Below are 26,105 nucleotides of genomic sequence, written 5' to 3'. Positions count from 1 at the left end.
AGATGCCGTTGGCGGCATTGTAGCAGGCTTCCAGAACTTCCTGCGGGAACGGTCGCAGTATCGCGCCCGCCGCCAGGAGGCGCTTCAGCGCCGGCGGATTGACGTAGTCGTATTTGCCGGTGACCCAGGTGAAGGTGTCGTAGGACGCTGTCTCGATCGCAGCCTGGTAGTGCTTCGGCAGGGCGTTGAACTTCTCGAGGTTCATGATGTTGTGACCCTGGCCGGTGCCTTCCCACCAGCCCGGATAGTAGTAGTACTTCGCGACCTTCACGAAGCCGAGCTTCTCGTCGTCATAGGGGCCGACCCACTCGGCCGCATCGATGGTGCCCTTTTCCAGCGCCGGATAGATGTCGCCGCCCGCGATCTGCTGCGGCACGCCGCCGACCTTGGCGATGATGGTGCCTGCGAAACCGCCCACGCGGAATTTCAAGCCTCGGAAATCATCCATCGACTTGATCTCTTTCCGGAACCAGCCGCCCATCTGGGCGCCGGTCGAGCCGGTCGGCTGGCCGATGCAGCCATATTCCTTCAAGAGGTCGTTGAGCATGTCCATGCCGCCGCCGAAGCGCAGCCAGGAAATATGCGAGCGCGTGTTGAGGCCGAACGGCAGCGACGTGCCGAAGGTGAAAGCCGGGTTCTTGCCCCAGTAGTAGTAAAGCGCCGTGTTGCCCATCTCGACAGTGCCGTTCGAAACGGCGTCGAGCACCTGCAGGCCGGGGACGATTTCACCGGCGGCGAACGGTTGAATCTGGAATTTGTTGTCGGTGATTTCGGCGACGCGCTTGGCAAAATATTCGCAGCCGCCGTAGAGCGTATCGAGCGCTTTCGGCCAGCTTGCCGTGTAGCGCCACTTAATTTCCGGGTTCGATTGCGCAATCGCAGGCGCGGCAACTGCAGTCGCGGCGAGACCGACGCCGCCCACTTTCAAGAAATCACGACGCTTCATTTGTTTCCCCTCTGTTATCGCCGAGACCGACCAAGGGACAACGATCTGATGTCGTCTTCTCTGCTTTACCGATGGCCGGTGCTGGACTGTTGTTTAGGAATGTGGGCCCTGAAACCAAGGCTCTTGGTTTTTCAAATGCAATCAATTTCCCGGCTTTGTGGACCTGAGGTCAGGATGACGAATTGGTGATTGATAATCAAGGGCTCTGCTTCCGCCGCAGCTGCGAAGAGCTGCCTGAATTCTGAGCGGCGGAGCCCTTCATCCCACGAAAGACTAAGAATGCGTGCGAAGTACGAATGGTTAATTCGATACCGCATTGCGGTAATTCCGCAGCGCAGACGCTTACGATGCGCCCGTCATTTGCCTGAACGTGCATGTGCGGGGCAGGAGCATTTCAAGCTGTAGCCTGCTGCCACTACGCGTCGCGCGATCATCGTCTCGTCGAGAATGTCGCTTCCATCGCCCTGCGCGTCTTGATGGTGTCATTGCCTTCGTCGACCTCGACATCACTCCAGCGCACCACGGCGCCGTGGGCGACGTCGTTCTTCAGTTTGACGCGATGGGCAAGTCCTATCGGCAGCGCGCCGGCGGCGAGACTTTTCGATGCAGGCATCAGCTTGCCCCACACCGTGTAGCCGCCTTCGCCGTCGAGCATTTCGCCCGCACGGAGATTGCGTTTCGCGACCGCTGCGACGTCGCCGCGAAAATCATGCGGCTGGCCGGTTGGCTCGTTGCGCAGCGCGGCCGAGAGGATGGAAATGTTCAGCTCCAGCCCGATCAGATGATACGGCTTGTACATCGCCGCATATCGGCCCGAGGCGTCGGTCTTCAGCCCATACTGCTTGAAGCAATCGGCGGCGTAATCGTTGGGCGCTTCCAGCACGACGTAGACGCCCCAGCGCAGATCGCGGAATACGGGACGGCCGTCGCGCTCCAGCGACGACACGACTTCGGCAAGGCCAGCCTTCTCCAGCACGCCGCCTTGGTCGCGCGGCCGCATCACATGCGGCAGATCGTCGACGCCGCAGGGCGGAAACAGCAATCCTTCCGACGGGACGTCGAGCCCGCAAGCGTTCGCAATCGCCGCCATTTCGATCGCGGATTTGGTGCCGTCCAGAAACGAGTTGAACATCTGCGGATTCATTCCGGCCGATTGAGCTTCGCCCGCGGTCAGCCCGTAATGGCTCCAGACGCCGTCCGGCGTCACGTCGTGATAGGCGGGCAGGTATTTCGTTCCCTTGCCGGCGGCGACGACGCGAAAGCCCGTCGCCCGCGCCCAGTCCACCATCTCTGCGGTCAGCGCCGGCTGGTCGCCATAGGCGAGCGAATAGACCACGCCTGCCTTGCGGGCTTCCTGCGCCAAAAGCGGGCCGGCCAGCACGTCGGCTTCGACATTGACCATGACGACATGCTTGCCCGCCGCGATCGCCGCGCGGGCATGACGGATACCGACGGCGGGGTTGCCGGTTGCTTCCACCACGACGTCAACTGCGCTGTCCGCAATCGCGCGCTCGCCATCATCGGTGAAAGCCGTGCGTGCGATCCGCGCCTGGTCCCAGCCGACGGTGCGGCACGCTTCGCGGGCGCGATCGCGATCGATGTCGATAATGACGGGCACTTCGAGGCCCGGCGTATGCGGCACCTGCGACAGGAACATCGAGCCGAACTTGCCGGCGCCGATCAGCGCGACGCGAACCGGCTTACCGGCGGCAGCGCGGGCGTTGAGGAGATGATGGAGGTTCATGAGAGCGATCCCGACAGGTAAAGCTGCAGCAATGATGTTTCTGTCCTGGCCGGGGCTTGTCCCGGCCATCCACGCCTTTTTCGCAGCAGCATCGCAAGACGTGGATGCCCGGGACATCTAGCGCGAAGACGCGCTTCGCGCTTCTGCCCGGGCATGACGACTAACTTGATGTGGCGTCCGTGAGTCTACTCCGCCGCCTGGCGATGCGCACGCGCCAGCCGCAACAGCGCGTCGTCGTCCACCGGCTGGATCGGCGTAAAATCGCGGTGCGCGATGTATTCGGGCCGCGTCGGCGTGCGGATGTAGTTTGAGACCGCGTTCAGCGTCAGATAGACGATCTTGCGCGGGTAGGGTGTGATGTTGCCGCTTGATCCGTGCACCAGGTTGCCGTGGAACATCAGCATGCCGCCGGCCTTGCCGGTTGGCGCCACGATGCCGCCTTCCTTGACGAGCCGGGTGACCGTCTCCTCATCGAGCGTCCACAGCGGGTAGGAAGTGGTCTCGAGGTCATGCGAGGCCTTGAGGTCGCCGGCGTGCTGGCTCTTCGGCACCAGCATCAAGGGGCCGTTGATCGGCATCACCTCGTCGAGGAAGATCGCGATGTTCATCGCCCGCGGCAGCGGCATCCCGTCGTCGCGTTTCCAGGTGCCGTAATCCTGATGCCACTGCCAAACGTCGCCAGTGAACGCGGCCTTGGCGTTGATCTTGAACTGGTGCATGTAGAGCTTTTCGCCAAAGATCTGCTCGATCGGTTCGATCATGCGCGGGTGCGCGCCGAGAACGCCGAAGGCTTCGTTGTAGAGATGCGCGGCAAAGGCGGTGCGCGGCGCGCCGCTCTTCTCGCGCCACACCTCGGGTCGGTCAGCGTCGTAGATGCCGACGGCCTCGCGGGCGAGATAGTCAACTTCCTCCTGGCTGAACAACTCGGGCAGGAACAGCCAGCCTTCGCGATTGAAGAATTCGATCTGCTCTGGCGTCAGTTTCATGGCGTTCTCTCCTGTGATTTCTTGTTCTGTTGTTGTCATTGTCATTCCGGGCGATGCGAAGCATCGAACCGGAATCTCGAGGTTCCAGGTCTTGTGCTAGCGCACCATCCCGGGACCACGGCGCTTGATTACGCCGCCCTATCAGTCGCCCTCAGTCTCTCCTCGGTCATTCGTCCAGCCGTCTGTGCGTGCGCCAGCGCCGCAGCCTCCGCCGCCTTGGCGTTGCCGGCGAGAATGTGTGCGGCGATTGCTTCGTGCTCGCTCCAGGCGCTTTCACGGTAATCGAGCTCGGCGAGCACCGTCGCCATCGAGCGGCGCATATGCGGCCATTGCGGCGCGATCATTTCCTCGATCGCGGGATTGCCCGCGAGACGATAGACCGCGCTATGAAAGTCGACGTCGAGCGCGATCAAGCGCGCCAGCGGCGTATTTCCATCGATGGTCCGCCCGGCCTGCAGCGCCGCTTCGAGCTGCGTGCGGCCGGCAGTATCGGTCCTGGCGCGGCCGGCGGCGAGCCGGGCGGCCAGCGCGTCGATGGCGCCGCGCACCTCGTAGAGCTGGCGGATGCGCTCCGGGTCGAGCCGGGTAACCTCAAAGCCGCGGCGGCCGCTTTCGGCGACGAGACCCTGCCGGTGCAGCAGATGCAGCGCGTGGGACACCGGCTGGCGCGAAACGCCAAGCCGTTCCGCTAGTTCGTTCTGCCGGATGCGATGCCCAGGCGGCAGCGACCGGTCGGTGATCGCCTCGAGGATCCGGGCATAGACCTGGTCGATCAGGTTGGGGAGCGGATCCAAGGGGATCATGTCGGTTGTCCGGATTTGGAATACGGAATTCCGAATTCAGACACTAGTCCCGAGCGCTGCCATCGTCAAGTCTGGAATTGGGGTGCGGCCCCGGTGCACAGCGAATAAGCTCAGGCCCTGGGGGCGATCGGAGGTCCGCCATGAGCAGCGATGCGGCCGGCTTCACTGGCAATATCCCGCAATACTACGATCAAGGCCTCGGCCCGATCATCTTCGCCGAATACGCCGCCGATCTCGCCAGGCGGGCGGCCGATAGCGGTCCGGCGCGGGTGCTGGAGACCGCCGCCGGCACGGGTATCGTGACCCGGAAATTGCGTGACGCGCTACCCGAAGGCACGCAGTTGACGGCGACCGATCTCAACCCGCCGATGCTGGAGATTGCCCGCGCCAAGTTCGGGCCCGGCGAGCAAGTCGCCTTCCAGCCGGCGGACGCGGTCGCGCTTCCCTTTGCCGATCAGAGCTTCGAGGCGGTGGTCTGCCAGTTCGGCCTGATGTTCTTTCCCGACAAGGCAAAATCCTTTTCCGAAGCCCATCGGGTTCTGGCTCCCGGCGGCCGTTATCTGCTCAACGTCTGGGATTCGCATAGCTACAATTCGTTTGGCCGCATCGCGCATGAGGTTGCGGGGCGTTTCTTTCCGGCCGATCCGCCACAGTTTTACAGCGTGCCGTTCTCCTGCCACCAGATCGATCCGATCAAGGAGTTCCTGATGGCCGCAGGCTTCGGCGACATCGGCATTGCCGTGATCAGGCAGGAGCGTGAGCTCCCTGACGTTGCACAGTTCGCCCGTTCAGCAGTGTTTGGTAACCCGCTGATCGATCAGATTCGGGCGCGCGGCGGAGTCGATCCGGAGCGCATTGTCGAGGCGCTAGCGCGGGAATATCGCCGTGAGTTCGGCGACAAGCCCGGCCGGATGCCTATTCAAGCGATCGTGTTTTCAGCGACGAAGAGTTAGTCCCTGTTCACGTGAGCAGGGTCACGTCGAATTCGCCGATCCGTTCGGCGTCTGCTATCGCCTCGATCGCCGATATCCGTTCGCCGCTGATGGTCAGGCGCACCACGACGCGCAATTGCCCGCCGAGCATGACGGCGAGCGCCAGAGATCCGTCGACCATCGCCGGCTTGGCGGCCTGCGCGCGGCCCTTGAAGAACTCTGCAACCGCGGCGGCGCCCCGGATTTCGGCCTGCGAACCGAGCCGCTGCGCCGCTTGATCGGCGCGCACCACCACATCCGGATCCAGCACCGCGAGCAGCCCTTCGAAATCGCCGTCGCGGGAGGCCTTGAGGAAGGCGTCGACGATGTTTTTCTGCCGGCCGAAATCGGCGTCCGGCGGCGGCGTACCCTGCACCCGGCGGCGGGCGCGGCTGGCCAATTGCCTTGCTGCGGCAGGCGTGCGGCCGACGATCGGTGCGATCTCTTCAAAGGGAACGGCAAACATGTCGTGCAGCACGAAGGCGAGCCGTTCGGCCGGAGCCAGCGTCTCCAGCACCACCAGCAATGCTGCGCCGACGGAATCGGCCATCTCGGCGTCACGCCCCTGTGCATCATCAGCGACAGGTTCCGGCACATGCGGTCCCATCGGCTCTTCGCGCCGTGACTTGCGCGAGCGCAGCATGTCGAGGCAGACGCGGGCGACGACGGTGGTCAGCCAGCCGCCGAGGTTTTCGACCGCCCTGGTGTCGGAGCGGCTCAGTCGCAGCCATGTCTCCTGCACGGCGTCGTCGACCTCTGCGGTCGAGCCCAGCATCCGGTAGGCCACCGCCCGCAGGCGGGCCCGGTTGGCCTCGAATCTCTCAGCCAGAAACTTTTTCTCGTCCATCGGTCACATTCCCATGTCGTGTTTCGTCATGGCTATGACGAGCGAAAGCGCGCCGATGTGACAGCAAATCGGTGCGGCCGCGTCAAAACAGAACCAACCATATGGAGCGTAAAATGATGCAAGCCCGAATGAACCACCCGGTCATGGTTGTTCCCGATGCCATGAAAGCGTTGCACGCGCTGGGCGAATTGACCAAGAATAGCCTGTCGGAAAAGCTGCTCGAACTGGTGCATCTGCGTGCCAGCCAGATCAACGGCTGCAGCGTCTGCGTCGACATGCACCCAAAACTCGCCAGAAAGGCCGGCGAAACCGACGAGCGGCTGTTCGCGGTAGCCGCCTGGCGCGACACGCCCTATTTCACCGAAGGCGAACGGGCGGCGCTGGCGTTGACGGAAGCGCTGACCCGGATCAGCGACCGCGCCGATCCGGTGCCGGACGAGGTATGGAGCGAGGCCGACAAGCATTTCGACGAGGCCGAGCTTGCGGCGCTGATCCTGGCGATCGCCAATATCAATGTCTGGAACCGGCTTAACGTCGCCGTGCGCCAGCCGGTCGGCGCCTGGAAGGTCTAGCTGCGACCCAATTGCGGTCAATTTTATCGCGCCGGAACGTGCTTAATTCACTGGCGCGCGCTAAATAACAAGCCCGGCCGGCTCGGCCGGGCTTTCGCTTTTGTTGCTTCGTCCCGTTTCACGATCATGCCCGTCCTTTTAGAAAAAACAGCCATGCTGCGGCCGACCATTCGAAAGCGAATTCTCGGCATCGCCCTCGGCTTGATCTTCCTGATGGCGATCACGTCGGCGCTGTCGACGGTGATGACACGCAAGATTGCCCATCAGCTCGACGAGTTCAGCGGCAAATATGTCGAAGCGTATGGGCATCTGGCGCGGATGAATATCCGTTCGCTGGAGCAGGCTCTGGCGCTGCGCCGGATCGTGATCGGCAGGATGCAGTCGCCGCCCGACATGGCATTCTCTGCAGATCAGCGAAAAATCTATGAAGCGAAGGGACAGGAAATCGAACAGGAGGCGCAAGCCGCGCGCGCCCTGATCAACGCGATCATCGACGACGTCTCCACCGAATCCGATAACGCCCGGCTGGCCCGGATCGACGATCGAATCGAGCGCGTAGCCAGCGATCTCCGCCGCTATCTCGGTGAGGAATACAAGCGGCTGTTGTCCCTGCTCGATGCCGGGAATCTCGCGGAGGCCAGGGCCAGCCTGGCGCGGACCGACACGCTGCGCGAAGAACTCAACCAAAGGATCGAAGGCATCCGCACGGACATGCTGACGCAGGTCCGCAGCGATGCCGTGACGACGATGCGCGACCAGAAGACGGCCATTGTCATCTCCGTTGTCCTGACCTTGCTTGCGGGCATCCTCGGACTGATGTTTTCGCTTTTCATTAGCATCGGCATTACCCGGCCGGTCCGGCGTTTGCTGGAAGGTACCCGTGCGGTGGAAGCCGGCCGGCTCGACGGATCGATCGACGTCACCACGCGCGACGAAATCGGTCAGCTGACGACGGCCTTCAACAACATGGTCGAGCAGCTGCGCCACAAGGAACGCCTACGCGAAACTTTCGGCCGCTATGTCGACCCGCGCGTCGTGGAAGGACTGATGGACCCGCAAGCGCTGACCGCGAGCAATGGCGAGCGGCGGGTGATGACGGTGCTGTTCTGCGACATGAAGGGTTTTACGAGCCTCAGCGAGGGCATGACGCCGCAGGGCCTTGTCAAGGTGATGAATCACTATCTTTCGACGATGTCGGGGCCGATCCGCAGCCATCGCGGCATCATCGACAAATATATCGGCGACGCGATCATGGCCTATTGGGGGCCTCCCTTTACCGAGCATAGCGAGCAGGCGCGGTTGGCCTGCCTTGCCGCGGTCGAGATGGCGGATCGCGGCCAGGCGTTGCGAACCGAGCTGCCCGAATTGCTCGGCGTGCGCACCGTGCCGAGCGATTGCGAGGTCCGCATCGGCATCGCAACCGGCGAGGTGCTGGTCGGCAGCATCGGCTCGGAATTCATGATGAGCTACACGGTAATGGGCGACGCGGTGAACCTGGCCTCACGCCTGGAGAACGTCAACAAGATCTACGGTAGCCACTCGCTGGTTTCGGAGGCAACGATCATGGCGGCCGGCGATGCGGTGGAATCGCGCGAGATTGACCGACTGGTCGTCGCAGGCCAGACCCGCCCCGAAGCGGTGTTCGAGATCATCGGGCGCGCGGGCGAGTTGACCGAGAAGCAACTTGAACTGCTGGCGCGGTACGCCGAGGGGCTGGCTGCCTATCGGGCACGCCGCTGGGATGATGCACGCCGGGCTTTCCAGGCGGCGCTCGACGCAGTCCCCGGCGATGGCCCGTCGATGGCGATGGCCCATCGTGTCAAAAATTTTCAGGAAAACCCGCCGCCCGTCGATTGGGATGGCGCGTGGCGCCTCGATCAGAAGTAACGCGGCGGCGAGGTCACGCCTTCAGAAATTCCAGCACGATGTCGCAGAATTCCCGTGGCGCCTGTTCGAACATCCAGTGGCGGGTGCCCGGGATCACGGCCGTCCGCGCGCCTGGCATATGCTCGGCCAGCACACGCCAGTTCACAGCCAGCGCGCCCTTGGTGTCGCCGCCGCCAATCAGCAGCGTCGGCGTCTGAATCGATTCCGCTTCGCTCTTCAGAAACGGCTTGCGGTTTTCGCCGACCTGGCCGAGCAACGTATAGACATTGTCGCGTAATTGCTGCCGGGCCGTCGCAGGCCACCGCGCCCATGCGCCTTCGCCGTCGATGCCGTCGACGAACAGCGCCAGCGCGCCGTCAATGTCGCCGTTTCGCACCAGCTCGGCCGCGATCGGAACGCGCGGGCCGAGTGGCACCGGTCCGGGCGGCGGGGTGCTCGGCTGCAGCGCGGGTTCGAGATCGCCGCCGGGTTCAGCAAGAACCGCCTTGCGCAACAGATCGGGCCGGGCCTGCGCCACGCGGAATCCGATGTGGCCGCCGCGGGAATGGCCGATCAGATCGACCGGGCCGGCACTGAACTTTTCGATGAAGCCGATGACGTCGGTTGTGTGCTGCGCCATCAGATAGTCGTTGCCGACGCCGTCCCAGTGTTCGGGAAAGAAGCGCCGAAGGCTCAGCGAGATCACGCGGTGCCGTTTCGACAACGGCCCGAGCACCGCGTTCCAGGTGCGGAAGTCGCCGAGCGTGCCGTGCACGAGAACCAGCGGCGGATTGTTAGCAATGCCTCTGCCGACATCGAGATAGGCCATGTCATAGCCGTTGACGCTCAAGGTCTGCATCGCGATCAGTCCTCCGCGAGATAGGACAGTACGATCTCGCAATATTTCTGCGGCGCCTGTTCGAACATCGGATGCGTGGTGCCGGGAATCATCTCGGTGCGCGATCCCTTTACATTGGACGCCAGGGCCTTCAGCACCTTTGGCAGCGTGCCCTTGGTGTTGGCGCCGCCGATGAACAGCGTCGGTGTCCTGATCGCTTCTGCGTCCGCCTTGGAGAAGGGTGGCCGCTGGTCGCGCATCTGCCCGATCACCGTCGTGGCGTTGTCACGCAGCAATTGTTTCGGCGACGCCGGCAGTCGCCTCCAGGCGCCGGGGCCTTCCAGCGCATCCAGGAAAATCTGCAAGCCGCCGTCGATATCGCCCCTGGCGATCACCTCGGCTGAAGCCGCGATCATGCCGGCGATCGGCGAGGGGCCGGGCTTGTAGGCGGGATCGAGCGTGGCGTCGAGCTCGCCGCCGGGCTCGGCCAGAATCAGCTTGCGCAACAGGTCCGGCCGGCGCTGCGCGACGCGAAAGCAGATATGCCCGCCGCGGGAATGGCCCATCAGGTCGACCGGTTTTGCATCGAGCTTCTCGATGAAGCCGATAACGTCGTCGACATGCTGGGCGATCGAGTAGGTGTCACCCACACCATCCCAATGCTCGGGAAAGAAATGTCGCAGCGACGGCGCAATCACGCGGTGCTTGCGGGTCAGCGGACCCAGCACTGACGACCAGATCCGGAAATCGCAGAGCGAGCCATGCACGCACACCAGCGGCGGGCCATTGCCAGTGCCTTGGCCGAGATCGAGATAGGCCATGTCATAGCCGTTGACGTTTATGGTTTGCATGGGGCTCGTGAGCTGGGGAAGGCCAAAGGCCATTGAATGGCGTCGCTACGTCCCCAGATCAGCGGAAGTTGTTCATGCCGTCAAGTTCCCCCGGAATTCGGGTGGATAGCAATAATCTCCAAGCCTAGATTTGGGACAGATGCGAAGTGGGGTGGCACTGAACAGGAGACTATGGAGCCAGCCATGACCGGGCACCATTTTACGATATTCGACACCGCGATCGGCCGCTGCGGCATCGTGTGGGGCGAGCGTGGCATTACCTCGGTGCAATTGCCGATGGGCGACGAGAAGAAGACCCGCACCCGCCTGCAGCAGCGCCATGGCGACCTGATCGAAGCGCCACCGCCGGCAAACGTGCAGGCCGCGATCGACGGCATGGTCGAGTTGCTCGACGGCAAGCCGAACGATCTTGCCGACGTCGTGCTCGATCTCGACGGCGTTCCCGAATTCAACCGCGGCGTCTACGACATCGCACGCACCATTCCGCCGGGCCAGACCATGACCTATGGCGATATCGCCAAGAAGCTCGGCGGTGTGAAGCTGTCGCGCGACGTTGGCCAGGCGCTGGGCCGTAACCCCTGTCCGATCGTGGTGCCGTGCCACCGCGTGCTGGCGGCCGGCAACAAGCCCGGCGGCTTCTCCGCCAATGGCGGGGTGGTGACGAAGCTGAAGATGCTGGCGATCGAAGGCGCGGCCGTGAACCACACGCCGAGCCTGTTCGATTGAAGCTTCGGTTCTGATTAAATCAGAACCGAAGCTCCAGATTCTTGTTTTGACGCGTTTTCTTCACGCGAACCGGTATCCACTTCGCTTGAAAACGCTACTGGTTTCACCGCCCCTTGAAATTGGGCGTGCGCTTCTCGTTGAAGGCCAGCACGCCCTCCCGACGATCCTCGGTCGGGACCATGCGGTTATAGGCCTCGATCTCCAGCGCGAGGCCGTCGCGCAGCGACAATTGCAGGCCGCGATGGATCGACAGCTTTGCCTGGCGGACGGAAATCGGCGCGTTGCGGGCGATCCGCGCCGCGGTCGCCAGCGCCGACGGCAACAACTGCGGCAGCGGCAAAACTTCGTTCACAAAACCCCATTCACGCGCTTCCGCTGAGGTAAACGGCTTGCCGGTGAGGACCAGCTCCTTGGCGCGACGCTCGCCGATGGCGCGCGGCAGGGTCTGCGTGCCGCCGCCGCCCGGCATGATGCCGAGTGTCACCTCGGTCAGCGCGAAGCGCGCCGTCTCCGCGGCATAGAGAAAATCGCAGCATCCGGCGATCTCGCAGCCGCCGCCATAGGCCGCGCCGTTGACGGCGCCGATGATCGGCACCGGGCAGTCGATCAGCGCCCGCACCATCCGCTCGAAAATGACATGCTGGCGCGTCCACGCCTCATCCGTCATGCCGCGACGCTCCTTCAGGTCGCCGCCGGCGCAGAACGCCTTGTCGCCGGCGCCAGTCAGGATGAGGCAGCGGAGGTTCTTTGGATCAAGCGCGACGTCCTCGAAATACCGAACAAAGTCGCGCCCCATCTGGGTATTGAGGGCGTTGGAGGCATCCGGACGATTCAGCCGGACGACCGCTACATGCTCGTCGACCGGTTCGACCAAGAGCGTTTCGAAAGCGGATGGGTTGTGATTCATATCGCCTCGCAGGAAAATCCGCTGCCTGCACGCCGGATCTTCCCAACAGAGGGTGAAGGGAAATGCGCCGTGCAGCATAGCGTCTCGGTGTCGCAATAGCGTTCCAGAAAGCTGCGCCGCGTCTTCGCCGCCTGCGCCTGATCGACGTCGAATTTCATGGATAGTTCCGGATAATGCATCTGCAGCGGCGAATGCATCAGGTCACCCGAGAATACCGCGTCATCCTTAGCACGGCCGAAGGTGAAGGCGGTGTGGCCGGGCGTGTGGCCCGGCGTCGGCAGGATGCGGGTATGATCGCCGATTGCGAAATCGCTGCGGACGATCTCGGCCTGCCTGGATTCTACGACCGGCAGCACGCTGTCGGCAAACGGCGGCACCGGCGTCTTGGCGTGCGTCTCGGTCCAGTAGTCGAATTCGGTCTTGTCGAACACGTAACGCGCCTTCGGAAAGGTCGGCACCCAGCGGCCGTTGTCGAGCCGCGTGTTCCAGCCGACATGATCGACATGCAGATGCGTGCACATGACATAGTCGATGTCGTCGACGGAAAAACCGGCGGCGGCGAGACTGCGCATATAGGTGTCATCGGTCTTCATGTTCCATTTCGGCCGCTGCGGCCGTGGCTTGTCATTGCCGATGCAGCTATCGATCAAGATGGTGTGGTGCGGCGTCTTCACCACATAGGACTGGAAGCACAGGATCAGCACGTCCTTGTCGTCGAGCGCGCCGACGTTTCGCATCCACGGACGGTGCTCCGCCAGGACTTCCGGTGTCAGGCTTGGCAGCAACTCCAGTGCCGGCAGAAAAGTGGTCTCCTGCTCGATGATACGGTGAATGGTGAGATCGCCGACTGCGAATTTGAGGCTCATGCTTGTCTCTGGCTGAATTATCGCGCGTTTTCCCTGATGTAGGGAATGAGGAAGTTGGCGAGGATGTCGAGCGCTGCGTGACCTTGCCGGCCGCTGGAATAGAGGCCTGACGTGATCATGACGACAAGGTCGAGTTCAGGAACGACGAAGATGCGCTGGCCACCGAGGCCCATTGCGGCGATCCACTTCACGTCCCTGTCGCCGGATAGGGTGCGCCCCATCCACCATTGCTGGCCGAAATAGAACAGGCCGCCGAAATAGCCGATCGCCTGAAAGCGCGGCGTGACTGATTGCTCGATCCATTTCGCCGAGACGATCTGCCTGCCATTCCAGGCGCCCTTGTTGAGTACGAGCTGGCCGATCTTTGCGGCATCGCGCGGGCGAAGCCGAAGGCCCGCAGCCGAGGCAATCCGCTCATTCCGGTACTTCATCCATTCCCAGTCCGAGATGCCGAGCGGGGCAAACAGCGCTTCGCGCGCAAACGCCTCCAGCGATTGGCCTGACACGCGCTCGATGATGTTGCCGAGCAGATCCGTTCCGCCGCCATTGTAGTTCCATACCGTGTCCGGCGGCGCCGCGATCGGCTTCGACAGGACGTAGCGGTATGGGTCCGCCTCGTTGACGAGATGTGGCTCGTCGTTCTGCGGATCCTTCCAGGCGCGGTTCTCGTCCCATTGCATGCCCGACGACATGGTCAAGAGATGGCGCAGTGTGATGTTGTCCCAGCCGGGTGATTTCACCGCAGCATAATCCGGGAAGAACTTGACGACGGGTTCGTCGGCATTCTTGATCAACGCGCGATCGATCGCGATACCGATCAGCAACGAGATCACGCTTTTCGAAACCGACCGCATGTCGTGCTTGGAGGTCGCATCGAAATCATGCTGCCCGTCGCCCATTCCCCAGGGCTCGTCACGGCCCGGAAAATACTGCTCGAACACCAGCTTGCCGCGGCGAACCACGACCACGGCATGAACGTTGGCATTGGTGGCCGCGAGCCGCGCCGCGATGCCGCACAGGCGCGGGCCATCGAGGCCGACGCTCTCCGGTGTGGCGGTCGGCCAGCCGTCGTTGAGTGATGTGGGCTTCCGCAGGCGAGATTGCGCTGATCGGTCGAGAATTGATGGGTCTGCGCCGCAGCGGCAGAGGCCGCAAGGACGACGACGGCGGCAAGGCCGAGGCGCCGCAAACCTTTGCCACCCTCGCGCATGCCGCTGTCTCCTTCCAAGTGTTACGCCGGGGGCGGTACCGAGATCTTTACCGAAGGCCGCTCCAGCATCTTCTGATGGAAGGCGTCGAGCTTCGGATAAGCCTTGCGCCAGCCGCAATCGGCAAAGCGGAAATCAGCATAGCCGAGCACACAAACAAGGCCGATCTGCGCAATGTTGAATGGACCGGACAGCACGTCGGGCCTGTTCTCGAACCGGGCCATGCCGGCCCAGGCCCGCTTCCAGTGGTCGTCGTGCCAGGCGTCCCAGCGCAGCGCTTCCGGCCGCACCATCTTTTCGTAGCGGCACAGCAGCATGGAATCGAGCATGCCCTGCAACAGCGAATGGTCGCTCTTGACCTTCCAGCGGTCCGGGCCGGACGCAGGGATCAGCTTGCCGCCGCCGGCGAGCTCGTCGAGATATTCTGTTATGACGTAGGAATCGAGAATGACGTCGCCATTGTCGAGGATCAGCACCGGCAGTTTTTTCAACGGCGTGATCTTCGAATATTCCTCATTCGGCTGACCCGGCGCGACGGTGGCCGGGGTGAGCTCGATCTTGTCGATCAGACCGGTCTCGATCGCGGCAATGCGGACTTTTCGGGCGAACGGGGAGGCGGGAGAGAAGGTGAGTTTCATTTTTCTTATTCCCTTGGATGTTTTCTCCATCGTCATGCCCGGGCTTGTCCCGGGCATCCACGTTCTTGAAAGTCTAACCGCAAGCAAGACGTGGATGGCCGGGACGAGCCCGGCCATGACGAGGTGGCGGGAATATTTCGCGAGCCCTCAGGCCGCGATGATTTCCTGACGCTGCTCGCCGAGGCCTTCGATGCCGAGCGTGACGACGTCGCCGACGTTGAGGAAGGTCGGCGGCTTCATGCCGAGGCCGACGCCGGGCGGGGTGCCTGTGGTGACGATGTCGCCGGGCAACAGCGTCATGAACTGCGAGACATAGGAAATGCACTTCGCCATCGAGAAGATCATGGTCGAGGTGTTGCCGGTCTGGCGGCGCTGGCCGTTGACGTCGAGCCACATGCCGAGCTTCTGTACATCGGGGATTTCGTCCTTGGTGACGAGCCAGGGCCCGACCGGCCCGAACGTGTCGTGCGATTTGCCCTTGGTCCATTGGCCGCCGCGCTCCTGCTGGAAATTGCGCTCGGAGACGTCGTTGCAGACACAATAGCCGGCGACGTGGTTGAGCGCGTCGGCTTCCGAGACATACTTGGCGCGGGTGCCGATGATGGCGGCGATCTCGACCTCCCAGTCAAGCTTGGTGGAGCCGCGCGGCTTTTCGACCGCGTCGTTCGGGCCCGACAGCGAGGTGTTGGCCTTGATGAAGAAGATCGGCTCGGACGGGATCGGCGATCCCGTCTCCTTGGCGTGGTCGCTGTAATTCAGGCCGATGGCGACGAATTTGGAGATGCCCGTGACCGGCGCGCCGAAGCGCTGCTTGCCGTCGACGGCGGGAAGCTTGGAGGTATCCAGCGCCGCCAGCTTGGCCAGCGAGGCCGGCGCATAGGCCTCCCCGTCGAGATCCCTGATCTGGGCGGAAAGATCGCGCAACTGGCCGGATTTATCGATCAGGCCGGGCTTTTCCGCACCCTTGGCGCCGTAACGAACAAGCTTCATTTTATCGCTCCCTGCGGGGTTTATCAGACTTATTGGTGGCATACCTCGGCACGCTTCTTGGAACAGCGGCGCAGGAAATTCAACTGCCGAAAGCGCAGGGTAGGGTGGGCAAAGGCGCCCAACATCACCCCAAGGAATCACCCCAAGGATACGAACCTGAACGCATCTCCATCGCGCCTGATGTGACCGGCGCCAAAGTGGCCGCCGATCACCAGCGTGGGAGTGTCGGCAAAGCGTGAAAACAGCGCACGCCGGGTTTCAGCCGACTGCCGCGGATCGGAATCGCCGGTCGAGGACCAGCCGAGATGGGCCATCTGGCACGGATGGTGGGCGACGTCCCCCGTCAGCAGGCCTTCTTTCCTCTCCGACTGGATGTGGATGCTCATATGGCCGGGGCTGTGACCGGGGGTCGGGATCAGGGTGATTTCATCCGTCAGCCTGGCATCGCTGGCGACGAGATCGGCTTTGCCGGCGTCCGCGATCGGCTTCACGGAGTCGCTGAATAGGGCCACCTTGTCCGGCTCGTCGCGGTAATGGCGCCAGTAATCGTATTCGGTCTTGCCGAACAGGTATCGGGCATTGGCGAAGGTCGGCACCCATGTGCCGTCGACCAGTTTCGTGTTCCAGCCGACGTGGTCAACATGCAGATGCGTGCACAGCACGGTGTCGATGCTTTCGGGCGGGAAGCCCGCCGCCGTCAGCGTGTCGAGGAACGGATCCTTGCGATTGTTCCAAGTCGGCACCTTGCGGCCCTGCTTGTCGTTGCCTAGACCGGTATCGATGATGATCCGCCGCGACGGCGTCTCCACCGCGAACGAGTGGATCGACATTTTGAGCCGGCCTTCCTCGGTCGCGAAATGCGGGATCAGCCAGGGCAGTTTCTGAATCTCCTCATTGGTTGCAAGCGGCAGGATGAACCGGGTGCTGCCTACGGTTTCGGTTTCGACGATTCTCGTGATCCTGACCCTGCCCACGTTCCACTGCATCCGGCGGTTCCTCCCGTTTCTGGTTGTTCGGGCGAGGATGCGGGTTTCCTGTTTCCGGCGCAACGGATCATCTCGCGGCGTTCGGCGTTATCGCATCGCCCGTATGAGGAGCATGCGATGCCAGAACTGATGATTTCGCCCGAGAAAGTCGGCTTTCTGATCGAGAAAGCCCGGCAGTTCGACGTCAAGGAAGCGGCGTCCGATCCTGACTCGGGATCGAACGCCACCGATGACGACATGATCGATGTGCTCGAGGACGATGGCCGCGACCCCGTCGCGCGCGAGATTGCCGGTTTCATTAATGCTCTAAGCGAGGACGAGCAGATCGACCTCGTCGCGCTGATGCGGCTCGGCCGTGGAGACGGAACCATCGAGGAATGGAAGGACTTGCGGCGGCAGGCCGCGGAAGGGCGCAGCGGTCCCACCGCGCGCTATCTGCTGGGCGAACCGATGCTCGGCGATCTTCTCGCCGAGGGTCTCGATGAATTCGGCCTCTCCTGGACCGACGTGCGGACCACGCCGATTCACTGAACTATCGGGCGCAGTCCACGATCACGGTGCCGAGCTTGTCGCCTTTCTCCACCGCCAGATGCGCCTGCGCGGTGTCGGAGAGCGCGAACTGCGCGGCGACGTTATGGATGCGCGGGCCTGCCGCCAGCCATTTCGTGATGTCTGCTTGCGCAGCCGCCAATAGCGGCGGCGGCAGCGCAAACAGGACGAGGGCGCGTAGCGCGATGCATTTCTCCATCAGCTCGCGCATCGGCACCACAGGTGTACGGTTGCCGTTGGTGGCATAGACCGCGATCGTCGAATTGGTGCCCATCAGCTTCAGCGTGGTCTCGATGTTGCCGCCGAAATCGACATCGACGACGCGGTCGACGCCGCGCTGCCCGGTAAAGGCCATCGCCTTGGCGACGACATCTTCGGTCTTGTAATTGATGACGAGGTCGGCGCCCGCAAGCCGTGCCTGCTCGGCCTTGGCCGACGAACTGACGGTCGCGATCACCTTGGCGCCGCCCCATTTGGCGAGTTGGACCGCGTAATGCCCGACGGCGCCCGCGCCGCCGGTGACCAGCACCGTCTGTCCCACGATCGGGCCGTCGCAATAGAGACACGTCCACGCCGTCATGCCGGGAATGCCCAGCGTGGCGCCTTCCGCGAACGACAGATTATCCGGCAGCGGCGTTACCAGATGCTCGGCGAGCGCAATATATTCGGCCGCCGTGCCGAACGCACGGCCGTTGCGCTGGCCGTTGAACAGCCAGACGCGTTGACCGATCTTGAGGCGGGTGACGCCGTCGCCGACCTGGTCGATGATCCCGGCGCCGTCGCTGTTGGGAATGACGCGCGGATATTCCATCGGCCGATAGCCACCGCCGCGGCGGCCGACATCGGCCGGATTGATGCCGGACGCCTCCAGCCGCACCCGGACTTCGCCCGGGCCGGCCACCGGCGTCGGCATCTCGCCATAGGCCAGCACTTCCTGCGCCGGCCCGGTTCGCTCGTACCAGACTGCCTTCATCCCGCGTTCCTTAGAGCGTGCCCGGGAATGCGCCGCCGTCGAGCAGGATGTTCTGGCCGGTGATGAAGCCGGCTTTGGCGCCGCACAGGAAGGCGCAGGCCTGGCCAAATTCCTCGGGGTCGCCAAAACGTCCCGATGGATTGAGCTTGGCGCGCTCGGCGAGCACCTGGTCCACCGTGATGCCGCGCTTCTCCGCTTCCGGCTTGGCCGTTCCGGTCAGCCGGTCGGTGACGAACGGGCCCGGCAACAGGCCGTTGATGGTGACGTTGTTGATGACGGTCTTGCGCGACAATCCCGCAATGAAGCCGGTGAGGCCGGCGCGCGCGCCGTTGGAAAGTCCCAATATGTCGATCGGCGCCTTCACCGCGGCCGAGGTGATGTTGACGATGCGGCCGAATTTGCGCGTCATCATGCCGTCCACCGTCGCCTTGATCAGCTCGATCGGCGTCAGCATGTTGGCGTCGATCGCCTTGATCCAGTCGTCGCGGGTCCAGTTGCGGAAATCGCCGGGCGGCGGGCCGCCGGCATTGTTGACGAGGATATCCGGCTCCGGACAGGCTTTCAGCACGGCCTCGCGGCCGGCGGGCGTGGTGATGTCGCCAACGATCTCGGTCACGGTGATGCCGGGATTGGCTTTGCGGATTTCATCGGCGGTCTTTTTCAGTGCCTCCGCGCCGCGCGCAGTCAGCGTAACATGCACGCCTTCATTGGCCAGCGCGATGGCGCAGGCGCGGCCCAGGCCCTTGCTCGATGCGCAGACGATGGCGCGACGGCCTTTGATCCCAAGATCCACTGTTTCGCTCCCACTATTTCAGGTGATGTTTGAAGGGTGATGCGGCTACTGTAGCCAAGTCGAGCGTCCCTGATAAGAGAGCGGCTACCGCCGAAACGCATATCAGGAAGACCACGCCGATTAGAAGACCACGCCGATTATATGTGCCGGTCTTTCCTCAGGCGGTCGATCGCAGCCACGACATCCGGCGGAAGGGACTTGATGCCCAATTGCCCGGCGGCCGATAGCAGCGGCCGCAACCGCGAACCGGTCATGAATGTTGGCTGCTGGTTTGTTGGCAGAAGCCGGTCGAAGATCAATACGAGGGTAGTCGCGATCAGGCCGACGCGCACCGCGCCAAGGGCGGCGCCGCCAAGGCGGTCTGCCATGCCGGCCCGGGAGCCGATGGCGTCGTCGAGGGCTATGCGCGCCAACTTCCCGAGCACCATGCCGGTGACCAGAAAGGCTCCGAAGAACAGCAGCGAATTCTGCGCAAACGGCGGGGCGAGCTTGTCACCGATCTGCGGGGACAATAGTGGCACCAGCCCCATCGCGATCGGCATCGCGGCGAGATAGGCCAGAATAGTAATCGCGCTGCGCAATAGCCCGGTATTGAAGCCGGTGACCACGGCAATGGCCAGGCCGAGATAGACGACGGCGTCGAAACTGTTCATGAGAAAAGTTCCACCCGGTTTCGATACCGATGCTTCGTCAATGAATCGGATTGGCGATCGCTAAAATCGTTCGTATCGATGAATCGGGGCGGTTGGAGATCGGCTCTCTCCCCGTCATTGCGAGCGCAAGCGAAGCAATCCATCGCGCGGCATAACGGATGGATGGATTGCTTCGTCGCTTCGCGCCTCGCAATGACGGCGGAGCATGCTTTTCCGATCAACCCGTCCGCATCTCCGCTTTGATCATGTCGGCGGCCTTCTCGCCGATCATGATGGTCGGCGCGTTGGTATTGCCGCCGATCAGCGTCGGCATGATCGAGGCGTCGACCACGCGCAATCCCTCGATGCCGTACACCTTCAGCTTCGGATCGACCACGGCCATGGGATCGTTGACGCCCATCTTGGCGGAGCCGACCGGGTGATAAACGGTGTCGACGCGCTGGCGCAGGAGGTTGCGGATGTCGTCGTCGCTATGCGCGCCTTGCGTGAACATTTCCTTCTTCTGCAACGCGCGCAGCGCCGGCGTCTCCATCAGCCGCCGTGTGGTCTTGAAGCCCGCGACCATGGTTTCCAGATCGTCCGGGTCGCCAAAGAAATTCGGATCGATGCGCGGCGGCGCAAACGGATCGGCGCTGCCAAGCGAAACGCTGCCGCGGCTTTTCGGCCGCAGCAGGCAGACATGGCAGGTAAAGCCGGTGCCGCGATGGCGCTTGCGGCCGTGATCGTCGGCCAGCGCCATGCCGAAATGAAGCTGGATATCGGGAATGTCGAGGTCGGGCCGGGTTTTCAGGAAGCCGCCGCATTCGGCAAAATTCGACGTCATCGGCCCGGTGCGCTCACGACGATACTGGCGGATGGCCCGCAAGAGCCGCGGCAGCGCTTTCAGCGAGATGCCGTTGAAGTTCGGATTGTCGGACATGTAGCCGAACACGAAATCCGGGTGATCCTGCAGATTCTGTCCGACGCCGGGTAGATGATGCATGGTGGCGATGCCGTGCTTGCCGAGTTCGGCGCTGTCGCCAATGCCCGACAGCATCAGGAGATGCGGGGTCTGGAAGGCGCCGGCGGAGAGGATCACCTCGCCCCTAGCGCGAATTTGTTTGATCTCCTTGCCTTGCCGGTACTCGACGCCGGCCGCGCGCTTGCCATCGAACAGGATGCGGGTGGCGTGGGCGTGGGTCTCGACGCGCAGATTGGCGCGGCTTGCCATATGCGGGTGGATGTAGGCGCGCGCGGCGCTGCAGCGCTCGCCGTTCCGCTGCGTCAGTTGATAGATGCCGAGGCCTTCATGCTCATCGGCATTGAAATCCTCGCGCAGGCGAAACTGCGCTTCCTGTGCTGCCTGCAAAAAAATCTGCTGCACCGGATTGCCGGTGCGCGACTTGTTGACGGTAAGCGGTCCGCCCTTGCCGTGATACTCGTCCTCGAAATCGGCATTGTCCTCGGCGCGTTTGAAGTAGGGCAGCACGTCGTTAAACGACCAGCCGGTGTTGCCGAGCGAGGCCCATTGATCGTAATCGCTGCGGTGGCCGCGGATATAGACCATCGCATTGATGGCGGAAGAGCCGCCGAGCCCCTTGCCGCGCGGCTGATAGCCGATGCGACCGTTGAGGCCTTTCTGCGGCACGGTGCTGAAGGCCCAGTTGTTGACGTTGCCGGCGACCATCAGCACGAGTGCAAACGGTGTCGTGACCACCCAATTGTCATTCTTGCCGCCGGCATCGAGCAGCGCCACCGATGTCTTCGGATCTTCCGAAAGCCGCCCCGCCACCGTGCAGCCGCCGGAGCCGCCGCCCACCACCACGAAATCGTAAGCTTCCGCCACGCTCGTTCCCCCCGGATTTTTTGTTCTGGCGACCTCACGGGCCGCGCCTTGGGGCGCAAAACTCCGCTTTTGCGGCGTTTATGGCAAGAGCGGTTCCAGGAGGCGGTTTTGGCGCTCCAAGTGCTCGTTTTTGCTGTCATAAAATCTGCAAAAGCGGGATCTTGCCCCTTTCCAAAGCAGGGCGACGTTGATACATACCCCTCGCGCCCGATGGCTTTGCCCGGGTTGCCTTCTCAGGAAGCCTCTGGACGGGATCGATCGGCGCAAACACGCGTTGGCCGGGTTCGTTTCGGGTCCGGTTTTTTCGAAGGCATTGCAACGGTTTAACGCGGGGTGGAGCAGCCCGGTAGCTCGTCAGGCTCATAACCTGAAGGTCGCAAGTTCAAATCTTGCCCCCGCAACCAAGACATGAAAGCGCCCGGCAATCCGCGATGGATTGCCGGGCTTCTTTTTTGATCTGGATTGACCGCTGGATCAGTCCCTCCGCACGTGGCGCCACAGCAGGTCGGCGATTTCGCGGCGGCGTTGCGCCTTCGCCTTGGGCGATGACATGTCCCAGCCGAATTGCGCCTCGAAGGTGTGGCGGTTCGCGACCGAGAAGAAGCAGAGCGCGTTCAGCGTCATGTGCAGCTCGTTCGGATCGATGCCCGGCCTGATCGTGCCGCTGCGCACGCCCTTTTCCAGCACCGCGGCGATCTGGTTGATGATGGGGCGCGTCATTTCCTTGAGCTTCCGGCTGGCGCTGATGTGCCGGCCGCGGTGGATGTTCTCGATCGTGACCAGGCGGATATATTCCGGGTTGGCCTGATCGAAATCAAAAGTGAATTCCGCAAGCCTTCGGATCGCCGCCTCCGGCTCCAACGCCTCGAGGTGCAGGCCTTCTTCGGCAAGACGCATCTTGGCGTACGCCATCTCGAGGACGGCGATGAACAGCTCTTCCTTCGAGTTGAAGTAATAGAAGATCAGCCGTTTAGTGACGTTGGCGCGCGCCGCGATCGCGTCGGTGTTGCCGCCGGTTAGGCCATTCTCGGCGAACTCCGCAAACGCAATCTCCAGGATCTCACGCCTGGTCCGCTCCCGATCGCGCCGCCGGATCGGCGGCCCTTTCGCATTCGCGGGTTTTTTCGCAGGCTCCATCTTGCAGTTCCAGATTCTCCGCGCGGGGAATGTGCGCCTCACCATCCAATATGGACTGAATCGATCGCTCTTGACAGTAATTACCCGGTAGGATAATTGTAATTATCCCATGGATTAATTAGTGGCCGAGAAGATGACGCGCCCGGTGCTTGGCCTTGCCCACCTGACGGCCCTCGAGCTTTCGCCGCCTGCACTGGTCGCGGAAGCGGCGCGCGCAGGCTTCGCGTCGGTCGGCCTGCGATTTGTCCCGGCGACACCAGGTGGTCCGGCCTATCCGACGCGTATCGGCACGGAAGCTCATCGCGCGCTCAAGCAGATCCTCGCCGGAGAAGGTGTCCGGGTCAGCGACATCGAATTCATCCAGCTCACGCCTGACATCGACGTGCAGGCGTTCGCGGCCGTGTTCGAGGCGGCCGCCGATCTCGGCGCCATTTCGGTCACCGTCTCCGGCGACGATCACGACCTCGCGCGGCTGACGGCGCATTTCGCCGAGTTGTGCGACCTCGCACTTGCGTTCAGCCTGCGCATCGATCTCGAATTCATGCGCTGGCGCGCGATCGGCGCGCTGCCACAGGCCCTGGCGATCGTGCGCCAGGCCGGCAAATCGAACGGCGCCATTCTTGTTGACGCCCTGCACCTGACCCGCTCCGGTGGGGAGGCGCGCGACCTGATCTCCATTCCAGACGAATGGCTGCACGCTGCGCAAATCTGCGACGCCGGTGCGGGCACGCCTTCGACCGAGGCCGCCATCATCGCCGAGGCGCGCGAGGGGCGGCTGCCGCCGGGAGAGGGCGCGCTGCCGCTCGGCGATCTTCTGGAGGCGCTCCCCGCCGATACCAGCCTCAGCGTCGAGATGCCCATGCCGACGCTTGAGACACGGGCGCGGATCGCCGCGGCCTTCGATGCGACCCGCCGCCTGCTTGATCGCCACTCGTGCGGCACGATGCGACCGGGCCGGCGCCGCGAAAACTCACCGACAGGACGCCAGACATGAGGAACATCACCATCGGCGTAATCGGCGCGGGGCTGATCGGGCGCAAGCATCTTCGAAAACTCGCTGAGCGGAGCGACTATGACCTCGTCGGCATTGCCGACGTGAATGTCGATCAGGTCGCAGCCGAGCATCCGAACACCCGCGTGCTCGCGGATTACCGTCAGTTGCTCGATGAGGCACGGCCGGAAGCCGTGATCATTGCCTCGCCAAACCAGCTTCACGCCGAGGCCGGCATCGAATGCGCCCGGCGAGGCATTCATATCCTGATCGAGAAGCCGGTCACCGATACGCTGGAGAGCGCGGCGGCTTTGCTGGCCGGAGTGCGCAAGAATGGTATCAAATCGTTGGTCGGTCACCATCGCCGCCATCATCTGCAGGTCAGGACCCTGAAGGCGCTGCTCGGCGAGGGCCGGATCGGCGACATCGTCGGGGTGTCGGCGATCTGGGCCACGCACAAACCGCAAAACTATTTTGAAGTCGCGCCGTGGCGCAGCCAGGCCGGCGGCGGTCCGGTGCTGATCAATCTGATTCACGAGATCGATTTCCTGCGCTTCACCGTCGGTGAAATTCTGGCCGTCGAGGCGATTGCCTCGAACCGCCAGCGCGGCTTTGCGGTCGAGGATACCGCCGCCGCGCTGATTGAATTCGACAACGGCGCGCTCGGGACCTTCTTCATCAGCGACAGCGCGGTCTCGCCCTGGACGATGGAGCAGGGGCTCGGCGAGGCCGTCGAATTCCCGTTCAGCGGACAAGGCAGTTATCGCCTGATGGGCAGCCGCGGTTCACTCGAGTTTCCGAATCTCGTGCAATGGGCGCAAGCGGAAGGTGCGCAGAACTGGAACCAGCCGATCCAGGCCCAGCACATCCATGCCGGCGGGATCGATCCCTATGTCGCCCAGCTCGACCATTTCCGTGACGTGATCCGTGGCGGAGCGCCATCGGTGCAGCCGGTCGAGGACGGCGCCCGCTCCCTGATCGCAACGCTTGCCATTGCCGAGGCCGCCACAGCCGGCCGGCGCATCAACCTGTGCGACCGCTACGCGGCGCTCGCGGCAGCATGAAGAACATGCCAACAGTGCCGTAACGCGGACGATATGCCGTCAGCGTTCGTAGCTTGCCGGGTCCGGGCTGTCCGACGGATTGGCGAACGCCTTGCGCAGGACCGCCGGCATCGGAGTCTTGAAATTGAGACCGTTGGGCGGCACCGGCGATTCGAACCACTTCCTGTAGATCGCTTCGATCTCCGGGCTTTTGTACAGATCCGCGGTCGCCCGATCTGCCACGGCCTTGAACGGTGCATCGTCCTTGCGCAGCATGATCCCGTAAGGTTCGGCCCTGGACAGGGCTTCCTCACTGATCGCGTAGGCGGACGGATCCTTTGATCGCGCGATCGCGACGGCGAGTTGCACGTCATCGAGCACGTACGCGGCCGCGCGGCCGGTCTCCAGCATGAGAAACGCCTCGGCCTGATCCTTGGCGGCCAGCACTGCGATGCCGAGATTTTTTGCGGTATTGACCTGATTGAGCTGCACCATGTTGGTCGAGCCCGATATGGCAACGACAGGCTTGCCTTTCAGATGGTCGATCGTCGTGATGTTGTCGGACTTCCTCGTCGCAAAGCGGGTTGCCGACAGGAAATGCGAGTTTGTGAACGTCACCTGGCGCTGCCGATCCGCATTGTTGGTGGTGGAAGAACAGACGAGGTCGACTGTCCCATTCATCATGAGCGGAATGCGATTGGACGACGTGACTGCAAGCGTCTCGACGGCAACATTCGCGACATTGAGTTCGCGCTTCACCGCGTCGACGATCCTCAGGCAGATGTCGACGGCATATCCAATCGCCTTTTGATCGCCGTCCAGGTAGCTGAAGGGTATCGAAGCTTCCTGAATGCCGAGGATGATCCTGTTCGTCTCCTTGATCTTCAGGAGCGTTCCGCTCAGTTCGGTCGCATTTGCAGGCGCGGCCAACAGGGCAGCCGCGATCATCGCCGCAGACAGGCGCATCGCTTTTTCTCCATAAGCATCGGCAGTTCTTGTGAAGGGGCCTGAGCAAATCGCCCGCAGCAACACGATCACCGTCTTAGCCGACATTGTTCTCGCGCGGTATCAAAGCCTGCTTCTACCAGCTATCGAACAATTTGATCGGCAAGCCGCGGGTCCGGTGGGGGCCCAACGCGGCCGCCGAACGTCCGGATGTGGGTCATTTTCAGAATGTAACTACCCCCTGTGCCCGACGCGTCAGTAGCCTCCCGCGCCCCGGGCCCCAGGTGGGTGTGCACCTGTTTCGCATGGACGGGAGCTGGTCCTTGCCGAAAAACATCTCGTCATTGACGAAGAACGTCGGTGAGCCGAAAGCGCCGCGATCGACGGCGCTCTGCGTCAGCTCCATCAACCGGTTCTTGACGGCGGGATCCTGCGATCTCGCGACAAGCGG

General features: G+C 62.9%; 26 protein-coding genes, 1 tRNA gene and 1 pseudogene (1 of these 28 cut by a window edge). 8 read left to right on the top strand and 20 right to left on the bottom strand.

Features of this window, described 5'->3' with window-relative positions; genetic code table 11:
• The 4 genes from ACH79_RS04670 to ACH79_RS04655 all read right to left on the bottom strand — a co-directional run.
• Positions 1–946, bottom strand: the 5' portion of a protein-coding gene (locus tag ACH79_RS04670) for a TRAP transporter substrate-binding protein (protein ID WP_161849976.1). It extends 143 nt beyond the left edge of the window; the window shows 946 of its 1,089 coding nt (coding positions 1–946); it begins with the start codon at positions 944–946; its stop codon lies beyond the left edge, outside the window.
• Between the two features lie 430 nt (positions 947–1,376).
• Positions 1,377–2,690, bottom strand: a complete 1,314-nt coding sequence (locus tag ACH79_RS04665; RefSeq protein ID WP_161849975.1) for an NAD(P)H-dependent oxidoreductase — start codon at positions 2,688–2,690, stop codon at positions 1,377–1,379.
• Positions 2,691–2,875: 185 nt separating this feature from the next.
• Positions 2,876–3,676, bottom strand: coding sequence for a phytanoyl-CoA dioxygenase family protein (locus ACH79_RS04660; protein WP_161849974.1), 801 nt, complete (start codon positions 3,674–3,676; stop codon positions 2,876–2,878).
• A 128-nt stretch (positions 3,677–3,804) separates the two neighbouring features.
• Positions 3,805–4,479: a GntR family transcriptional regulator gene (locus ACH79_RS04655; protein WP_161849973.1), complete on the bottom strand. Its 675-nt coding sequence runs from the start codon at positions 4,477–4,479 to the stop codon at positions 3,805–3,807.
• 140 nt (positions 4,480–4,619) lie between these two features.
• Here ACH79_RS04655 and ACH79_RS04650 point away from each other — a divergent pair, with 140 nt between their 5' ends.
• Complete coding sequence (locus tag ACH79_RS04650) at positions 4,620–5,432, top strand: class I SAM-dependent methyltransferase (protein WP_161849972.1); 813 nt, start codon at positions 4,620–4,622, stop codon at positions 5,430–5,432.
• Positions 5,433–5,439: 7 nt separating this feature from the next.
• Here ACH79_RS04650 and ACH79_RS04645 read toward each other — a convergent pair whose 3' ends face one another.
• On the bottom strand, positions 5,440–6,297 hold the full coding sequence (locus ACH79_RS04645; protein WP_161849971.1) for a sigma-70 family RNA polymerase sigma factor: 858 nt from the start codon (positions 6,295–6,297) through the stop codon (positions 5,440–5,442).
• A gap of 116 nt (positions 6,298–6,413) precedes the next feature.
• On the opposite strand from ACH79_RS04645, the gene ACH79_RS04640 reads away from it, so the two are divergent.
• Both ACH79_RS04640 and ACH79_RS04635 read left to right on the top strand, forming a co-directional pair.
• The gene (locus ACH79_RS04640; protein WP_161856210.1) at positions 6,414–6,869 is read left to right on the top strand and encodes a carboxymuconolactone decarboxylase family protein; all 456 of its coding nucleotides are present in this window, start codon (positions 6,414–6,416) and stop codon (positions 6,867–6,869) included.
• Positions 6,870–7,022: 153 nt separating this feature from the next.
• Positions 7,023–8,756: an adenylate/guanylate cyclase domain-containing protein gene (locus tag ACH79_RS04635; RefSeq protein WP_161849970.1), complete on the top strand. Its 1,734-nt coding sequence runs from the start codon at positions 7,023–7,025 to the stop codon at positions 8,754–8,756.
• 13 nt (positions 8,757–8,769) lie between these two features.
• Here the strand turns inward: ACH79_RS04635 and ACH79_RS04630 are convergent, their stop codons facing one another.
• Together ACH79_RS04630 and ACH79_RS04625 are read right to left on the bottom strand one after the other, a co-directional pair.
• Entirely contained in the window at positions 8,770–9,594 is an 825-nt protein-coding gene (locus tag ACH79_RS04630; RefSeq protein WP_161849969.1) for an alpha/beta fold hydrolase, read from the bottom strand.
• Positions 9,595–9,599: 5 nt separating this feature from the next.
• Positions 9,600–10,424: an alpha/beta fold hydrolase gene (locus tag ACH79_RS04625; RefSeq protein ID WP_161849968.1), complete on the bottom strand. Its 825-nt coding sequence runs from the start codon at positions 10,422–10,424 to the stop codon at positions 9,600–9,602.
• A gap of 183 nt (positions 10,425–10,607) precedes the next feature.
• On the opposite strand from ACH79_RS04625, the gene ACH79_RS04620 reads away from it, so the two are divergent.
• A complete protein-coding gene (locus ACH79_RS04620) occupies positions 10,608–11,150 on the top strand; it encodes a methylated-DNA--[protein]-cysteine S-methyltransferase (RefSeq protein WP_161849967.1) in 543 nt (180 codons plus the stop codon).
• Between the two features lie 103 nt (positions 11,151–11,253).
• Here ACH79_RS04620 and ACH79_RS04615 read toward each other — a convergent pair whose 3' ends face one another.
• The 6 genes from ACH79_RS04615 to ACH79_RS04590 form a co-directional block, all read right to left on the bottom strand.
• Positions 11,254–12,057 carry an enoyl-CoA hydratase-related protein gene (locus tag ACH79_RS04615; protein WP_161849966.1) on the bottom strand — a complete coding sequence of 268 codons (804 nt, stop codon included), beginning with the start codon at positions 12,055–12,057 and terminating at the stop codon, positions 11,254–11,256.
• The gene (locus ACH79_RS04610; protein ID WP_161849965.1) at positions 12,054–12,923 is read right to left on the bottom strand and encodes an MBL fold metallo-hydrolase; all 870 of its coding nucleotides are present in this window, start codon (positions 12,921–12,923) and stop codon (positions 12,054–12,056) included. Before ACH79_RS04610 ends, ACH79_RS04615 begins: the two co-directional genes overlap by 4 nt.
• Before the next feature lie 17 nt (positions 12,924–12,940).
• A complete protein-coding gene (locus ACH79_RS04605; RefSeq protein WP_246738423.1) occupies positions 12,941–13,891 on the bottom strand; it encodes a serine hydrolase in 951 nt (316 codons plus the stop codon).
• 263 nt (positions 13,892–14,154) lie between these two features.
• On the bottom strand, positions 14,155–14,769 hold the full coding sequence (locus tag ACH79_RS04600; RefSeq protein ID WP_161849964.1) for a glutathione S-transferase family protein: 615 nt from the start codon (positions 14,767–14,769) through the stop codon (positions 14,155–14,157).
• Between the two features lie 147 nt (positions 14,770–14,916).
• Positions 14,917–15,759, bottom strand: coding sequence for a fumarylacetoacetate hydrolase family protein (locus tag ACH79_RS04595; protein ID WP_161849963.1), 843 nt, complete (start codon positions 15,757–15,759; stop codon positions 14,917–14,919).
• Between the two features lie 137 nt (positions 15,760–15,896).
• The gene (locus ACH79_RS04590) at positions 15,897–16,745 is read right to left on the bottom strand and encodes an MBL fold metallo-hydrolase (RefSeq protein WP_161849962.1); all 849 of its coding nucleotides are present in this window, start codon (positions 16,743–16,745) and stop codon (positions 15,897–15,899) included.
• Positions 16,746–16,862: 117 nt separating this feature from the next.
• On the opposite strand from ACH79_RS04590, the gene ACH79_RS04585 reads away from it, so the two are divergent.
• Positions 16,863–17,276 (top strand): DUF3775 domain-containing protein, encoded by a 414-nt coding sequence (locus ACH79_RS04585; protein ID WP_161849961.1) that lies wholly within the window; start codon positions 16,863–16,865, stop codon positions 17,274–17,276.
• A gap of 1 nt (position 17,277) precedes the next feature.
• Here ACH79_RS04585 and ACH79_RS04580 read toward each other — a convergent pair whose 3' ends face one another.
• From ACH79_RS04580 to ACH79_RS04565, 4 genes are all read right to left on the bottom strand, one after another.
• Complete coding sequence (locus ACH79_RS04580) at positions 17,278–18,267, bottom strand: NADPH:quinone reductase (protein WP_161849960.1); 990 nt, start codon at positions 18,265–18,267, stop codon at positions 17,278–17,280.
• A gap of 10 nt (positions 18,268–18,277) precedes the next feature.
• On the bottom strand, positions 18,278–19,060 hold the full coding sequence (locus tag ACH79_RS04575) for an SDR family oxidoreductase (RefSeq protein WP_161849959.1): 783 nt from the start codon (positions 19,058–19,060) through the stop codon (positions 18,278–18,280).
• A gap of 137 nt (positions 19,061–19,197) precedes the next feature.
• On the bottom strand, positions 19,198–19,713 hold the full coding sequence (locus ACH79_RS04570; protein ID WP_161849958.1) for a CvpA family protein: 516 nt from the start codon (positions 19,711–19,713) through the stop codon (positions 19,198–19,200).
• A 217-nt stretch (positions 19,714–19,930) separates the two neighbouring features.
• A complete protein-coding gene (locus ACH79_RS04565; RefSeq protein ID WP_161849957.1) occupies positions 19,931–21,538 on the bottom strand; it encodes a GMC family oxidoreductase in 1,608 nt (535 codons plus the stop codon).
• 327 nt (positions 21,539–21,865) lie between these two features.
• Here ACH79_RS04565 and ACH79_RS04560 point away from each other — a divergent pair.
• Positions 21,866–21,942, top strand: a tRNA-Met gene (locus ACH79_RS04560).
• Between the two features lie 70 nt (positions 21,943–22,012).
• On the opposite strand, the gene ACH79_RS04555 is transcribed toward ACH79_RS04560, so the two are convergent.
• A complete protein-coding gene (locus ACH79_RS04555) occupies positions 22,013–22,675 on the bottom strand; it encodes a TetR/AcrR family transcriptional regulator (protein WP_246738422.1) in 663 nt (220 codons plus the stop codon).
• A gap of 121 nt (positions 22,676–22,796) precedes the next feature.
• On the opposite strand from ACH79_RS04555, the gene ACH79_RS04550 reads away from it, so the two are divergent.
• Both ACH79_RS04550 and ACH79_RS04545 read left to right on the top strand, forming a co-directional pair.
• Positions 22,797–23,669, top strand: a complete 873-nt coding sequence (locus ACH79_RS04550; protein WP_246738421.1) for a sugar phosphate isomerase/epimerase — start codon at positions 22,797–22,799, stop codon at positions 23,667–23,669.
• A complete protein-coding gene (locus ACH79_RS04545; RefSeq protein WP_161849955.1) occupies positions 23,666–24,730 on the top strand; it encodes a Gfo/Idh/MocA family protein in 1,065 nt (354 codons plus the stop codon). The genes ACH79_RS04550 and ACH79_RS04545 overlap by 4 nt, the downstream gene beginning before the upstream one ends.
• Positions 24,731–24,769: 39 nt before the next feature.
• Here the strand turns inward: ACH79_RS04545 and ACH79_RS04540 are convergent, their stop codons facing one another.
• Both ACH79_RS04540 and ACH79_RS04535 read right to left on the bottom strand, forming a co-directional pair.
• The gene (locus ACH79_RS04540; RefSeq protein WP_161849954.1) at positions 24,770–25,675 is read right to left on the bottom strand and encodes an amino acid ABC transporter substrate-binding protein; all 906 of its coding nucleotides are present in this window, start codon (positions 25,673–25,675) and stop codon (positions 24,770–24,772) included.
• Positions 25,676–25,877: 202 nt separating this feature from the next.
• Positions 25,878–26,102: pseudogene (locus tag ACH79_RS04535) on the bottom strand (DsbA family protein); the annotation flags it as partial.
• Positions 26,103–26,105: the final 3 nt, after the last annotated feature.

The sequence above is a fragment of the Bradyrhizobium sp. CCBAU 051011 genome (assembly GCF_009930815.1).
GTDB lineage: Bacteria > Pseudomonadota > Alphaproteobacteria > Rhizobiales > Xanthobacteraceae > Bradyrhizobium.
Note: the sequence above shows the minus strand (reverse complement) of the source record. Positions and strands in the feature narration are given on the sequence as shown.